The organism is Myxococcus sp. MxC21-1 (genome assembly GCF_032612255.1).
Lineage (GTDB): Bacteria > Myxococcota > Myxococcia > Myxococcales > Myxococcaceae > Myxococcus > Myxococcus virescens.
The window spans coordinates 2,929,979-2,945,168 of the sequence record NZ_CP123278.1 but is presented as its reverse complement, the minus strand read 5'-3'; the positions used below and the strand labels follow the sequence as shown (position 1 = coordinate 2,945,168).

General features: G+C 71.0%; 7 protein-coding genes and 1 pseudogene. 3 read left to right on the top strand and 5 right to left on the bottom strand.

Features of this window, described 5'->3' with window-relative positions; translation table 11 throughout:
* Positions 1–3: 3 nt before the first annotated feature.
* The 3 genes and pseudogenes from QEG98_RS13660 to QEG98_RS13650 all read right to left on the bottom strand — a co-directional run bounded on the left by QEG98_RS13660 (position 4) and on the right by QEG98_RS13650 (position 7,888).
* Positions 4–3,668 (bottom strand): annotated as a pseudogene (locus QEG98_RS13660) (UvrD-helicase domain-containing protein).
* Positions 3,665–6,904 (bottom strand): PD-(D/E)XK nuclease family protein, encoded by a 3,240-nt coding sequence (locus QEG98_RS13655; RefSeq protein ID WP_316567026.1) that lies wholly within the window; start codon positions 6,902–6,904, stop codon positions 3,665–3,667. Before QEG98_RS13655 ends, QEG98_RS13660 begins: the two are co-directional and overlap by 4 nt.
* Positions 6,905–7,066: 162 nt before the next feature.
* Positions 7,067–7,888 carry a GNAT family N-acetyltransferase gene (locus QEG98_RS13650; protein WP_316567025.1) on the bottom strand — a complete coding sequence of 274 codons (822 nt, stop codon included), beginning with the start codon at positions 7,886–7,888 and terminating at the stop codon, positions 7,067–7,069.
* A gap of 87 nt (positions 7,889–7,975) precedes the next feature.
* On the opposite strand from QEG98_RS13650, the gene QEG98_RS13645 reads away from it, so the two are divergent.
* The gene (locus tag QEG98_RS13645; protein WP_316567024.1) at positions 7,976–8,884 is read left to right on the top strand and encodes a phosphatase PAP2 family protein; all 909 of its coding nucleotides are present in this window, start codon (positions 7,976–7,978) and stop codon (positions 8,882–8,884) included.
* Here the strand turns inward: QEG98_RS13645 and QEG98_RS13640 are convergent.
* Positions 8,881–9,813 carry a metallophosphoesterase gene (locus QEG98_RS13640; RefSeq protein WP_090489204.1) on the bottom strand — a complete coding sequence of 311 codons (933 nt, stop codon included), beginning with the start codon at positions 9,811–9,813 and terminating at the stop codon, positions 8,881–8,883. The genes QEG98_RS13645 and QEG98_RS13640 overlap by 4 nt on opposite strands.
* A 194-nt stretch (positions 9,814–10,007) precedes the next feature.
* Between QEG98_RS13640 and QEG98_RS13635 the strand changes: the two genes are divergently transcribed.
* Together QEG98_RS13635 and ogt are read left to right on the top strand one after the other, a co-directional pair.
* Positions 10,008–11,600: an AlkA N-terminal domain-containing protein gene (locus tag QEG98_RS13635; RefSeq protein ID WP_316567023.1), complete on the top strand. Its 1,593-nt coding sequence runs from the start codon at positions 10,008–10,010 to the stop codon at positions 11,598–11,600.
* Positions 11,554–12,081, top strand: a complete 528-nt coding sequence (ogt, locus tag QEG98_RS13630; protein WP_316567022.1) for a methylated-DNA--[protein]-cysteine S-methyltransferase — start codon at positions 11,554–11,556, stop codon at positions 12,079–12,081. Before QEG98_RS13635 ends, ogt begins: the two co-directional genes overlap by 47 nt.
* Positions 12,082–12,143: 62 nt before the next feature.
* On the opposite strand, the gene QEG98_RS13625 is transcribed toward ogt, so the two are convergent.
* A complete protein-coding gene (locus QEG98_RS13625) occupies positions 12,144–15,089 on the bottom strand; it encodes a choice-of-anchor D domain-containing protein (RefSeq protein WP_316567021.1) in 2,946 nt (981 codons plus the stop codon).
* Positions 15,090–15,190: the final 101 nt, after the last annotated feature.

Genomic DNA, 15,190 nt, shown 5'->3' with positions numbered 1-15,190 from the left:
CGCTTAGCACGCGCGGGGGGCCGGGTGACAGTGTTCCGCGAAGCCACAATGCAGGGCCTGGCAGGCTGCCTTCTCCCTCCCATCCCATTCACCCCTCGCTTCACCGCGTGCCACGGCCCGTGCTGCCCCCGCGAGCCGCCCGGCGGCCTCCTCCAGGCCCCTGGGCCCGGACAGCCACTCAGGCTCTGGCTGGGACTCTTTCAGGAAGACGACTCCCACCCGCACCGGCACCCCTTCTCGCACCATCCGCCGAGCCACCAGCCCCAGCGCCGCCAGCTCGTAGGTGTACGCGGCCGCTCCCAGCGGATGACGCCCGCCGTGTTTGAAGGCCACCACCACGGCCTCCCCTTGGGGTGACTCCCACAGCAGGTCCACCGCCCCCTCGACACCCACCTCGCCCTCCAGGGCAAGCATGAACGGCAGGCTCCGGTGAATTGTCTGTGACGGCGCCCGCGCCAGCTCACGTGCGAACGCCGACGTCAGGAAGCGCTCCACGGTGCGCAGCACCTCGCCCATGCCCTCTTCGTCCGGCAGCGCGCCCGCGTCACGCAGCAGCGTCTCCAGGTGGGCCCGCCGCTCCGAAGCGTCTACATCCGGCGCCGCGAGTCGGAGGTCGACGCCGCGAAGCAGCCGCTGCACCAGGTCGTCGGGATGCTCGGCGGGAAGCCAGCCGTCAGGCTCCACCAGGGGCGGCGCGCCACGGGGCAGCACTTCCCAGGGCCACGGCGCACCGCGAAGCCCCAGCCGGTGCACGTAGTGGAAGCGGCGAGGACAGGCGATGAAGTCCTGCAACGCCTCCGCGGAAGCCACCGCGGCGCCCAGTGATTCCGCTTGCGCGACACGCTGGCCTCGCACCCGCAGCAGCGCGGCTTCGACGCGCGCCTCGGCGAGCAACAGGGCCTCCGGACCGGGCGGCTCCGGGTCCGCCGGTGGTGGGAGCGTGTCGACGTCCAGCTCATCGACCAGGTCACGCAGTTCCGCGTCCACCTCCAGGCGCCCATCGATGAGGTGCCACCAGGAGTCCTTGCCACCGCGTGGCTCCGCGCCGCCCGCCAGCACCAGCATGTCCTTGGCGCGCGTGAGCGCGACGTAGAGCAAGCGGCGGTACTCGGCGCCCTCGCGTGCCTTCAGCTCCGCGCGCACCGCCTTGAAGCGGCTGGAGGTGTAGTCATCATCCAGCGAGTCCGGCACCCACGGCTGCAGGGAGATACCGTGCGTGCGCTCGAAGTGGACACGCCCCAAGGTGCCACGCCTCCGGCTGCCCATCGAGGGCACCACCACCACCGGCCACTCCAGGCCCTTCGCGCTGTGGATGGTGAGGAGCTGCACCGCGCGAGGGTCGCTCGCGTCCAACAGGTCCGCCTGGGCCTCCGTGGGGTTGTTCTCCGCCAGCATCCGCAGCTCGCGCGCGAAGGCCACGCAGCCCCCGTGCCGCGCTCGTCTCGGCGCGACGCCAGCGCCAGCAACTTCTCCACGTTGGCGCTGGCCTGCTCCGCGTAGGGCGAGCCCGCGAGCGCCTCGCGGTAGCCCGTCACGTCCAGCGCGGACACCAGCAACTCACGCACGCCCAGCCGGTCGCGCTCGCGTCGCAAGCCAGGAAGCGCGGCGAGGAAACACTCCAGGCGTTGACGCTCTCGCTCGGACAACGACGCCAACACCTCCGGGTCCTTCAGCCGCGGTGACGACAAGGACAGGGGTGCGTCCCCCGCCAGGAGGAACAGCGACGCGTCCTTCAGCCCCACCAGGGGCGAGCGCAGCACCGCCGCGAAGGCCAACGCATCCTCTGCATCCGCCAGCAGCGCGAGCAGCGAGGCCATGTCCAGCACCTCCTGCGCGCCATAGAAGCCGCGACCGCGCAGCACGCGGTGCGGGACACCGTGGCGGATGAGTCTTTGCCGGTACACCTCCAGATGCGTGAAGGTCCGGAAGAGCATGGCCACATCGCCGCCTCGCGCGGGACGCAGCCCTTCGCCATCCTCGCGCGCCACGGACGGCGGTGCCCCTGGCGCCAGCAGGCACCGCAGCCGGCGGGCAATCGCATCCGCGTCCAGCCAGCGCAGGTCCGCCGACGTGTCCGCTTCTTCCAGTTGCAGCCGCTCCACCACCGGCGCGTCCGTCAGCGACGACCTCGCTGCGGAGAGGTCATCCTGCTCCGGGACGTAGATGACCTCGAAGGGCCGAGGCGCCCCGGAATCGGCGGCGACGAGCACCCCCGCGAAGGCGCGGTTGAAGAACGACAGCAGCCCGGGCACCGAGCGGTAGTTGTGTTGGAGGAACCCGCGCGTGCCGCCCTCATCCACCAGCTTCGTCGCCAGCACGGAGAAGACGGACACGTCCGCGCCACGGAACTCGTAGATGGACTGCTTGCGGTCACCCACCGCGCAGAGGAAGGCGGGCTCCAGCGGCAGCGCCGTCACCAGGTCCACGTCCGGCGCCAGCTCGCGCGGACCGTCTTCACGCCGCTCCGCCAGCAGCAGCACCAGCTCCAACTGGAGGCGGTTGGTGTCCTGGAACTCGTCCACCAGCAGCGCGCCGATGCGCTCCTGCACCTGTCGGCGGAACTCCGGGTGCGCCCGGAGCAGGTCGCGCGACTTCACCAGCAGGGACGTGAAGTCCAGCACGTTGCGGCGGGACAGCTCCGTGTCGTGCCGCGTCTCCACGCGCGTCAGCAGCTCGCGGAACGTCACCTCGAAGGGCGCGGTGCGCCAGGCGGCCCAGGCATCATCCAGCCGGGGCACGGAGCCATCGCTCTTGCCGAAGATGCGCCAGTAGAGCGCTCGAATGGGCCCCCCGGCCCCCTTGCTGAGCCGCGAGAAGTTGCGGCCGTCCGCCTTGAAGCATGCGCGCAGCCAGGGGAAACGCTCGCCCTGTCCGAAGTTCTCCGGCGTCATGCCGTTGAGCGCGCGCTCCAACCCACCCAGCAACCGGCTCCACTCGCCCTTCTCATCCAAGCCCCGCGCCTCGGCGCACAGCTCCAGGCACTGCGTGATGGACGACTCCAGCTCCGCGCGCGCTTCGGCGGCGTCACTCACGGCGGCCTTCTCCGCGCGCAGCCCTTCCTCGCGCAGCTTGCCGTAAACGGACATCAACGCTGCCACGAGCCCGTCGGAGAAGCCCGAGCCAGAGAAGCCCAGCTCCTGGCACAGCTCCCGGACCTGCGCGTCACCGACCTCCAGCGCGTCCAGCACCACGCGCTCGCAGACGTCCTGCACCAGCCCCGCCGCCTCCAGCGAGTCCAGCACCTCGAAGTTCGGGTCGATGCCCACCGCGGGCGGCGCGCGGCGCAGCAACTGGCCGCACAGCGAATGGAAGGTCCCCACCGTGGCCGCGCCCAGCTCCTCACGCAGTTGCCGCCAGGCATCTGGAAGGGGAAAGGGCTTGTCCAGGCGCGCCAGCGACGCTCTCAGCTCCGCTTCCTGGTCCAGACGCGTCTCGCCCTGGGCCAGCGCGTCCAGTCGCTGGCGGACGCGTGAGCGCATCTCCGCGGCGGCCTTGTCCGTGAACGTGAGCATGCACAGCCGTGACGGGCGCACCGCCCCGCCGGCCTCGCGCGCGCCAGCCATCAGGTGCAACGTCATGGTGACCAGGCTGTAGGTCTTGCCCGCGCCGGCGCCCGCCATCAGGGCGAGGTTGCGCTCCAGCGCGAAGAGGGACGGCTCGCCGCTCATCCACCGTCCTCCGTGACGCGTCTGTCCGTAATCCGGCACACCGCGCGATAGCCACACGTCCCGCAGTCCTGCGGCCGCGCGGCGAACTGGCCCTGCCGCAGCGTGCCCACCAGCGCCTCCACGGCGTTGGGCAGGTTGAGGCCCTCCTTCTCCGCGACCTTCGCGCGGACCTCGGGGTCCTTCGACAGCAGCTCGTCCAGCTCCGCGTCGGAGATGACCTCGGACAGGCGGATGGCCTTGCCCGTGCGCAGGGAGAACCACGCGGCCTGTCGTGCGTTCTTGTGGCCACTCTCGCGCGCCGCGTAGAGGTACAGCGGGAGTTGGAAGTCCGACGTCAGCAACCGCTCCTTCAGCGAGCGTTCGTTCAGCCGACCCGACTTGTAGTCGATGACGCCCACCTCCCCGCCCGACATGTCGAGCCGATCGATGGTGCCCTCGAAGTACACGGGCTCCTCGCCCGCATGCAGCACGACGTTGCTCCACTTGTCGTCACGGGCGGCCGGGCCGAAGCGGAACTCGAAGTTCTCCGGCATCATCGCGTCGAAGGGCAGGCCGCGTCGCTCGTCCACGAGGATGCGGCGAGCCATCGCTCGGGCCCGCTCGTGCGCCAGCTTCCACAGCTCGGGATGTCCCACGTGGTGCACGCGCTCGAAATCCTTGATGGCGGCCTTGAGCGCAGTGTCCAGCACCTCGTCCGGAACCTCCTCCGGCGCCTTGCCCAACAGCTGCTTCTCCCTCAGGGCCGCGAAGACCTCCTCCACCACCTTGTGCCAGAAGGTGCCGCGGCCCCGGGCGTCGAACTCCTCGCCCGGCACGTCCGGCTCGGCCACCTTCAGACCATACGAAAGGAAGCCCTGAAAGCCGCAGTTGCCGAAGCGCGCCAGCGCGGACGCGGAGAGCGGCCGGGTGATGTCGAAGCGGAACGTCTCGCGCAGGGACTCGCGCTGCGTGTCGAGGTCCACCGATCCGGAGTACGGGCCGGGCTGCACTTTCGGATCGCCGAAGAAAAACAGGCGCTCCATCTCCACTTCGGACAGCTCGCGCGCACCCGCATACCAGGCCTCGGACGCGAAGCGGCGCCGGAGCACCGAGGCAGCGGCGTCGGGCTCGGTGACCCGCAGCTTGGGCTGGGACAGGGCTTCCAGCGCCACGCAGCGACGCAGCTCGGACTCGGTGAGCACCTCGTCCAGCGGTGGAATGGGAGAAAGCGAGCGCGGCTCCCACTTCAGCGCGGTGAGCCGGCGCACCTCTTCCAGGAACGCCGATGGCACCTGCTCCTGACCGCCCGCGGACTCCACCGCGAAGGACAGGCTGACGCTCGCCTCGGCGGCGGCAAGTGCGCTGGCGAACAGCAGGCGGTCCTCGGTGAGGCGCCACGCCGCGCGCTCGTCGAACTCGCCGCCCGTGAGCCGGAAGACGTCACGGCCCAGATGCTTGTTGAGCGCGGCGCGCTCCGCGTCCGCCAGCAACGGAGACGGTGCGTCACGCCCGGGGAAGCGGCCTTCGGTCAGCCCCGCGAGGAAGAGGTGCTGGAAGGAACGGCCCGGCAACTCGGCCACGTCGAGCACCTCGACGGCGGCGCCACGGGGCCCGCGCGGAGGAAGGTGCGCATCCGCCATCGCGTCACGCAGCCAACGGCCAAACGTCCGGCGGCGCATCTTTGGTCCGCCGCCCACCGCCTTCATCATCCGCGTCAGGCCCAGCACCCGCAGGCGGAGCGCTTCGCGCGCGGCATCGTCCCGAGCCCGCGCATCCACCGCGCGCGCCCCCAACCCACCCTCCTCGCGCGGCGCCAACGCGCCCTCCGAATCCACGAGGCCCAACCGCTCCACCACCTGCCACCACGCCGCGAGCAACTCCGCGGCGGTGCCTTCTTCGGGAATGCGGCGGCAGGCGTCCACCAACAGCAGACAGCGCTCACGCAGCAGCTTCACGGCGTCGACGCGGGTGCTGTCCTGCGCCTTGCGCGTGCCGCTGAGCGCGAGCAGCCGCCGGGCCAGCCCGTCCAAGCGCACATCGTAGGCGCCCCGGCCTCGCACCGCGCCCAGCCGGTCATCGCGCACGGCGGCCTGGGCGAAGAGCGTCGCGGGCGCGTCCGGACCACCGCGCGACAAGGTGGGCGCATAGCGGCTGCCCATCAACTCCGCCATGCGCTCGACCGGGAAGCCATCCTCCACCAGCAGCGGCAGGTCCAGCGCCAGACGCACGGGCCCAGCGAGCCCTAGCGGCTCGCCCCAGGGAAGACGCACCGGCACGCCCAGCTCCCCCAGCGACTCTGAGAGCCAGCCGGCCTCGGGCCCCAGCTCGCGGTACGCCACCGCGATGTCGCCGGGCGCCACGCCTTCGGCCAGCAAGCGCCGCACGTCCCGAGCCACCAGACGCGCCTCGTCACGGGCCGTGGCCGCGTTCCACACGCGTAGGGACGGCATCGCGTCCTTCAATACGTCGCGCGGCGCCCGAGGTGAAAAGAGGTGGCGCCCCAGGTCGATGAAAGGCCGGCCCTCGAAGGTGACGTCCGCCTTGAAGAGGTCCACGTGCGTCATGGAATCGCCGCGGTTCTCGAAGGCGCGGAACAGCGCCGTCAGCGCCGCGTCCGCCACGGGCGAGCCACCCACCGGCGTCTCCACGCGCAACGTCACCCGACGTGACTCACACGCCGCCGCCAACGCCAGCAACAACTCCAGCCCCGAGGGCCGCACGTCGTACACGCCGTGCAGCACGAGCGTGCTCAGCCCCTCCCACCCCACGGGCCACGCGCCTCGGCCCAGCGCCTCGCGTGCACCGCGCAGCACGTCCTCGCGGTCCGCGAGACAGAGCTCCGCCATCCGCTGCTCGTACAGGTGGTACAGGCGCGCAATCACGCGGATTCGCGTCCTGCGCTCCTGCGGCAGGACCTCCACCGCGTCCTGAAGCTCCCGAGCGGACAGGCGCCCGGCCTTCAGGTCCAGCACCACGTCCAGCGCGGCGCGCGCGAAGGCGGGCTCTCGCACATAGTCGCCGAAAGGCGTGGGCCCCAGCTCCAATCCCAGGGAGGCCACCACCGCTCGCGCCGCCACCGCCGGGCATGGACGCCGGTTGAGCTCCCGCGCGCCGCCCAGCGCCTGCAGCATCTCCTCCCAGGTCAGCAGGTGCGCGCCCACGCTCAACCCACTGGCGTCACCCATGGCCCGCAACGCGGCCTGACGCCGGCCGGCGTCGGGGAACACGTGGAGGGTGTGGCCAGAGCGAAAGGGCATGCGGGGCGGATTCTAGAACGACCGGGCGGGTGACTTTCATGCTCCATTCATGGCCCGCCGCCCAGGTCATTTCCGTGCCTGCCCGGCCGCTGTCCGCGTATTCCCGGCCAGTCCATCGATATCCACGCCGGGCCTCCCGGATTTACAGCGAGTCGCGGGGGCTCATGAGCGCACATTCAGTGGCAGCTCCAACTCGAGCTGTGTGAGCGGAGTCGCCCCCAATCCCGCCCCCAGGAAGAAGCGCGCCAGGGGGCCTTCCGGCACGACGGCGCTCACAGCCAGCGCCTTCCCGGGCCACCGGGCGGCCAAGGCCCCCAGGAGCCTGCGGCCAGCCCCCTGCCTCTGGGCCGAGGGCTCCACCCCCACGGACCGGACGACCAGTGTGGGCGCCGACACATCCGCCACCATCGCCACCGCGGGGCCCAGCCGGAACGCACGCGCGGGCAACGCCAACCCCATGACTGTCGCGGGAGCCAGTTGCCAGGGCAATCCCTCGGGAAGCAGCCGCGCGCATTCCCACGGGTCCACTTCCTCCAGCGCGGAGGCCCCCACCCAGGGCTCGGGCGTCCCCGTGAAGCCCACCAGCCGGCGCACGCGCTGGAAGCCCAGCCGTTCGTAGAGCGTCACCGCGGGTGCGTTCTGTTCGATGACCTCCAGAAGCATCCGGGTGTCGCCACGCGCTCGCGCGTCCTCCAGCAGTGGGCGCAGCATGGCACCGCCCAGTTTGCGATTCCGCCAGGCGGGCACCACGCCCATGCCCGCCACGCGGCTCTCCCGTCCCCGGCGGGCCATCAACACGAGCCCCACGGGCTCCCCGTCCACGCGCGCGACGCGGCTCTCCTCCAGCGAGATGTGCTCACTGCGCACGCGTGCATCGAACAGGCTGGGGGCATCCGGCACGGTGACGAAATAGCCCTCGAAGGCGCGGGCAAACAGCGTGGAGAGGGCGCGCAGCGGCAGTTCCGACGCGGAAGTCAATTGCATGAGGGGGCACGCCTCCAACGACATGCGGGTTCGAGTCTACGCACGAAGTCATGGGACTTCGCTGGAACCCGACGGGATTGCGCCCCTATGCTGCCGCCCGTGCGCCTTCCTTATCGAGCGTTTGCCATTGCCGTCCTGCTGAGCGTCGTCCCCTTCTCCCCCGCAGCCGCGCAAGACGGCTCGGACGAGCCGCGGCTCCATGAGCTCCGCTTCGACTGGACCCGGGATGGCGTCAGCACCGGCGTGGCGGGCGTGCTGTGGATTTCCAGTGAGGCGTTCTTCAAGGACAACCTGGCCCCGGCGCAGTGCCGCTGGTGCGACCGCGCGCCGGATGGGACGGACCGCCTCAACCGGCTGGACCGCTGGGGACGCGGCATCGTCGGGTCGACGCCGTCCGCCCGCAAACGGGCCCACAACTGGAGCAATATCGTCGGCTTCGGCGCGCTGCCGGCGGGGGTGCTCGGCATCCAGTACGCCATGGGCCATGGCTCGGGCGCTCCGACTCGCTACTTCGCCCAGGACGCCACCATCATCGTCCAGAGCGCGGTGTTCGCCTCCCTGGCGAACCAGACGGTGAAGTTCATCGCCGGCCGCGAGCGCCCCTTCGTCCACATCCTGCCCGAGGACCAGAAGGGCCTCACCGACCACCCCAGCGACAACAACCTGTCCTTCTACAGCGGCCACACCAACCTCGCCTTCTCGCTGGTGGTGTCCGCCGGCACCGTCGCCGCGCTGCGAGGCTACAAGCATCAGGCGTGGCTCTGGGCGGTGGGCCTGCCCGTGGCCACCTCCGTGGGCCTGCTGCGCATGGGCGCCGACAAGCACTACCTCACGGACGTGGCCACCGGCGCACTGCTCGGCTCGGCGGTCGGCGTCGCCGTGCCCCTGCTGCTCCATGGCCGGAAGGGCGAGGCCACGCCGAACATCCAGTCAGGGCAGATCCACATGGCGCCCGTGGCCAGCGCGCGGATGATGGGCATCTCCGGCACCTTCTAGTTCCGCGCCGGCATCGCCTCTCCCAGGCCGAACTCCGCGGGGGCGCCCTCTCCCTCCGCGGCCAGCGGGGGCAGCGAGTTCATGTCCCAGCGCTGGCCGGCGGTCCATGAGATGGCGCCCGACAGGCCCCAGCCCGCGCGCAGGGCCTGACGGTCCTCGTACTCCAACCAGAAGATGGACTCCTGGGCCCTGGCCGCCTGGTCCAGGCAGGCGATGCGGGTGGCCGGACGTCCCGGGCCCTCCAGCGTCACCGCGAAGCCCTTGTGCGAGTGGCCGCACAGCATCCACTTCGGCAACACCGTGTCCACGAGCCGCCGCGTCACGGGATTGCCAATCCAATACGAGGGCAACGGCCTTGGCGGTGACGGGTTCTCCTCCCGCGCGCGCTGGACGATGCCTCGCGGCCATTCGTGGACCAGCATCAGGTCCACGTCACGAAGCTCCGCCACCTGTTCGACCTCCGGCGTGCGGAAGTAGCCGGCCTGCTTCACCATGTCCGGCGTGGAGGGTGGCTTCAGCGGCTGGTCGACGAAGCGCGGCGCGTGGATGCCCGACAGGTACGCCACCCGCAGTCCACACAGCTCGCGCACCCCGGCTCGGCCCAGGTACGTCACATTCGGCGCCAGCGTGCCGCCCAACTGGAGGTCGTGCAGCGCCTCGAAGTCCTCGTTGTTGCCCCCGATGAAGTACAAGGGCCGCTTCACTTGCCGGAGTCCATCCGCGTATTCCGCGAACTCGGCGGGCATGGCTCGCTTGGCGGCCTTGCGCCGGTGGTCATCCGCGCGGCGGAAGGCCTCGACGTCGCCCACCGCCAGCACCAGGTCCACCCGGCGGCCACGAGCCTGCTCGAGCGCGTCCAGCCACGTCTCCACACGGTGGAAGCGGCCATGGATGTCGCCCACGGCCGCGACAAGTAGGGGTTCCGGCATCTTGCTTGAAAGGCTGCACGCGCCGTATCGCCCTGTCGAGTCGAGATCATCTCTTGTCGCCAATGCCTGACAGAACGCAACCTCCCCAGGCGGCCAAACCCCGGGCGCGGCGGATGACGCACCCCGTCCAACCCGTGCCATTGAAGTCCGAAAGCGGCCAGACAGCGGCCACCCGGTATGGGAGTTTGCCCTCCATGAACGGCCTGGACGCCAGCGCGTGCTACCGCGCGATGCAGACCCGAGATGCCCGCTTCGACGGCCGGTTCTTCACCGCCGTCCGGACGACGCGCATCTATTGCCGGCCCATCTGCCCCGCCCGGACGCCCCGGTTCGAGAACTGCACCTTCTATCCGAGCGCCGCCGGGGCCCAGGAGGCGGGCTACCGGCCCTGCCTGCGCTGCCGCCCGGAGACGTCACCGGACCTCGCCTTCTGGCGGGGCACCTCCAACACCGTCGCCCGAGCCCTGGCGCTCATCGCCGAGGGCGGCCTGGATGACGACGGCACCGGGGTGGAGGAGCTCGCGGGCCGACTGGGCGTGGGCGACCGGCAGTTGCGGCGGTTGTTCCAGCAGCACCTGGGGGCCTCGCCCGTAGCCGTCGCCCAGACACGACGCGTGCTGTTCGCCCGGCAGCTCCTGCACGAGACGCCCCTGCCCATGGCCGAGGTGGCACTGGCCTCGGGGTTCCGCAGCGTCCGCCGCTTCAACGACGTGTTCCGGGCCCTGTATGGACGACCGCCCAGCACGCTCCGCAGGAGCCGGGCGCCAGTGGCCGAAGCCGCCGCGGGTGTCACGCTCTTCGTCCCCTACCAGCCCCCTTATGACTGGGAGGCGATGCTGGCGCATTTGGAGGCACGGGCCCTCCCGGGCCTGGAGCACATCGAGGCCGGGCGCTACCGGCGGACCGTGGCGACCACGGACGGTCAGGGCGCCGTCGAAGTCTTCCGAGCCCCTGGACGCGACGGGTTGCTCGCGACGCTCCGCCTCCCCCAGGTTCAGGCCCTGCCCACGGTGGTGGGGCAGGTCCGGCGCGTCTTCGACTTGGGCGCGGACATGGACGTCATCCGGGAACACCTGTCCCGCGACCCGCACCTCGCTCCGCTGGTGTCCCTGCGGCCGGGACTGCGAGCCCCCGGAGGCTGGGACGGCTTCGAGCTCGCGGTCCGGGCCGTGTTGGGACAGCAAGTCACGGTCGCCGCGGCGCGCGGCCTGGGTGCGCGGCTGGTCGCGGCGTATGGCGAGCCCGCCGGCGTCGAATCGACGGGAGACGCGCGCCTGACGCACAGCTTCCCTCGGCCGGAGAGACTGGCGCGGGAGGACTTGAGCTCGCTCGGCATGCCCGCCGCCAGGGCCCGGACCCTGTCGAGCCTGGCCGCCGCGGCCGTCGCGGACCCGAGGCTGTTCCAGCCGCGCGCCACGCTGGAGGAGACCGTGGAACGCTTCAAACGCATCCCCGGCATTGGAGACTGGACGGCGCAGTACATCGCATTGCGCGCCGTGCGCGAAACGGATGCCTTCCCTTCGGCGGATGTCGCGCTGCTGCGCGCGCTCACGGGCGCCGACGGCGTGCGTCCCGCTCCAGATGAAGCGCTCCGCCGCTCCGAAGCCTGGAGCCCCTGGCGCGCCTATGCCGCGCAGCACCTCTGGGCCGCGGACGCCGCTCGGCCCGGGCCCGCCCCCCACCTTCCCCGTTCCCCTTCGCGACAGAGAGATGACGATGCCCCCGCCGCTGCGTTTGCTCATGGACCGCGCCCCCACGCCCATCGGCTCGATGCTGGTCGTCTGTGACGAAGCGGGCTGCCTTCGCGCGCTCGACTGGGAGGAGTACGAGCCTCGGATGCTCCGGCTGCTGCGGCTCCACTACGGCGTGAACGGCTACGTGCTCGAGCCCGCGAGCGACCCGTTCGGCAGGACGGCGGCGATGCGGGCCTATCTGCGCGGAGACGTCAGCGTCATCGACGCGCTGCCCGTGGCCACCGCAGGGACGCCGTTCCAGCGAGAAGTCTGGCGAGCACTGCGGGACATCCCCGCGGGCGCCACCACGAGCTACGGCCAACTGGCCCAGCGAATCGGACGGCCCAAGGCCGTGCGCGCCGTGGGCATGGCCAACGGCGCCAATCCGATTGGCGTGGTGGTCCCCTGCCACCGGGTGGTGGGGGCCAACGCGTCGCTGACGGGCTACGGCGGTGGACTGGAGCGCAAGCAGTGGCTGCTCGACCACGAGCGCCGCCATGCATCGCGCGGGACTCAGCAGCCCTCAACGCGCTGATGCCGTCGGACGCCTCGTCCTGAAGACAAGACGCCCGGCGGCATCACGCTCCGCACGCCGGTTCAGCCGCAGCCCAGCGGGTACGTCACCTCTACCAGCGAACCCGCCTCGGGGGCCGAGGCACGGTCGAAGAGGATGGCATTCTCACGGGCGTCGTACTCCCAGCCGGACGTCACGCGAATACCGTCCACATCGACGACGATGCTGCCCGGATCTTCCGGCGTCTCGGACAGGGGGAACTTGCGGTTCGCGCCAAAGGTGCTGTCGGACAGCTTCTCCAACGAGCTGGCCCAGTTCGGCGTGCAGATGCTCTCCACCACGCCGCCCGTGGCCTCCGCCAGTTGGATGTAGCGGCTGCCCGAGCTGCTGGACGTGGGGCACCTGGCCAGGTCCGCTGGCCCGACGATGGCATTGACGCTCAGCTTCGAGCGGTCATTGCCCTTCAGCGCCAGCAGGTACGTCTCGTAGAAGGACACCGGCTGCGCGCTGAAGTCCTCCTCGTCCGACACGAAGATGATGGCCAGGCGGGCATCCTCGCGCAGGAAGCCTGCGTTGCCGTCGTTGGGCTGCGCGGTGCGCGGGTCATCCTCGTTGTAGAGCAGCGGGTCCGCCAACGCGCGGTAGGCGGCCTCCAGTCCCTGCTCGTTCCAATGGCAGACACCCACGCGGGTGTTGCTGGCGAAGACGCCCGCGGCATCCGGCGTCGCCGGGGTGATGATGCGCGGCCGGGAGCCGTCCACGGGGAACAGGCGGCCATTGTCTCCGCCCTGCGAGCCGCCCGGGCACTCGGACCAGCCGCCCGGCGACGGGTCCAGGCCCGTGGTGGTGACGCCGATGCGGTAGTCCACCGCGGCGCCGTCCGCCGCGCTCAGGAAGGCCGCGAAGTTCTGCCCCAGGCTCTGCTGCTCCTCCATCATCGACCCCGAGTTGTCGACCACGAAGAGCACGTCCACCTTCGCCTGTGACTCCTGGAAGAAGCGGTCCGTCTGCTCCGCCTTCGTCACGCCCTGTCCCACCATGCCCACCGTGTAGACGGAGCCATCCGCCAGGGTGAAACGCAACGCCGCGGTGTCAGCGCCGTCATCCACCGGGGCATACGTCGCCGTCAGCGGGCGCGTGCTCTGGCTCGCCAACGTCCACGGGGCGTTGCCGCCACCATCCACGGTGAACTCGCCCGCGCCCGCGTCGAACGACACCTGGCTCACCTGGATGGGCCCGACGCACGAGTTCACGGCCACCAACTCCCGAGTGCGCGGGCCGCACGCAAGCTTGGTGAGGCCAAAGTCCACCGTGGTGGGCTGCACCGCGAAGCACCCCACGACGCCCTCGCCCCGCAGCTCCACCAGCGGGTGTCCCTGCGTGGGGCTGTTCACCCAGGCCTCGGCCAGCCCCGAGAAGCCTCCTTCCTCTGACGGCTTGAAGCGGACCAGCAGCGTCGCCTTCGCGCCCGGCTCCAGCACGCCGTTGCGCACGGGAGACGCGGAGAACACCCCGTCCGACCCCTGTGCGAGCTGCATCGACGCCAGGTAGCACGCCTCCGTGCCCGAGTTCCGCAGCGTCACCCCCAGCGCCACCTCCGCGCCCACCGGCACCTTGCCGAAGTCCAGGTGCTGGGGCAGCACGTACTGGCACGGCGCGAACACCCGGCTGCGCCCCTCCAGCGCCACCGCCTCCGTGGCCGCGGAGCCGCTGTCACGCACCGTGACGGAGAGCTGTCCCTGGCTGGCGTCCGTGTTCCCCGCCTTGGGCCGGAAGGTGACGCTCACCCGGGCATTCTGCCCCGCGGGCACCCTCACGCTGGCGGGCGCCTGGGCCAGGGTGAAGTAGCCGCCCTGGCGCGTGTCGAGCTGGAGGTCGGTGACGCTCACGTCCTCACGGCAACGGTTGTAGACGGTGACGTCGCGCGTCGCCGTCATGCCCTCCGCCACCGTGCCGAAAGCCAGCCGCCGGGGCAGCACCGTCACGCACGAGCCGCCACCTTCACCCGCCAGCGACACCTTGGGACCCGGCGCGCTGGAGCCCTGCTCGCGCACGCCAATCTCCACCCGCCCGTCACGCACCTTGCCCACCGCCGCTGGCGTGAAGGCCACGCGTAGCTCCACCGCCGCGCCCGGCGCCAACTGCCCGTTGGCCACCACCGGCTCACTGGCGATGCGGAAGACGCCCTCCGAGCTGTCCACCAACTGCGAGCCCGAGAAGCTCAGCGGCTGCGTGCCCTGGTTGCGCACGGTGATGACCTGCTCCGCCGTGGCCCCCAGCGCCACGCGCCCGAAGTCCACGCGCAGCGGCGTCACCTCCAGCTTGGACGCCACGCCCGTGCCCGTCAGCGGTACCACCGCCGGCGCACACCCGTCACACACCACCACGTGCAGCGCCGCCTCGGCCGCACCCAACCGGCGCGGAGCGTAGGCCACGGGCACAACCAACGCCTCACCCGGAGCCAGCGAGGAGGGCAGGCCCTGCCCGGCGGTGAACTGGTCGGCGTCCGCGCCCTGCACCGACAGCGTCAGCGGACTGTCCACGTCCGATGGGTTGCGCACCGTCACCTCGCGCATCTCCACCAGGCCCATGGCCACGTTGCCGAAATCGAGCGCCTCCGAGGGCACCTCGATGAAGGCCTTCACGCCGCGCCCGGACACTGGCACGCGCCCACCGACCTCCGCGTCGGTGATGATTTCCACCACGCCCTGAATCTCGCCCTCTACCTGCGGCAGGAAGTGGATTTCGATGTCCTGCTCGCCACCCGCGGACAGGATGAAGGGCTCGAAGGGAGGAATGTTGACGTTGGGCACACTGGAGACGGCGCCTTCCACACGATAGGAAGCCCGGCCCGCATTGGCGATTCGCAGCTTGAACGTCTTGGTATGCCCCAGCGCCGCGGGACCGAAGTCCACGGTCTCAGGCCGGACGACGAAGGCGCTCTTTGCCCTCTGAGAGGCGGGCCGCTCACACGCCCCTCCCGCCACCATCACCGCCACCAATGCCACCAGCCCAAACGCCCTGCGCATAACGTCCTCCCCGCCCCACCGGGAGACGCCAGGAACACACCCTGGTTCACCTCACGGCTCAGCGGGGGGCCCTTTGCAACCCCGGTGCCCGGTCCGCCCAC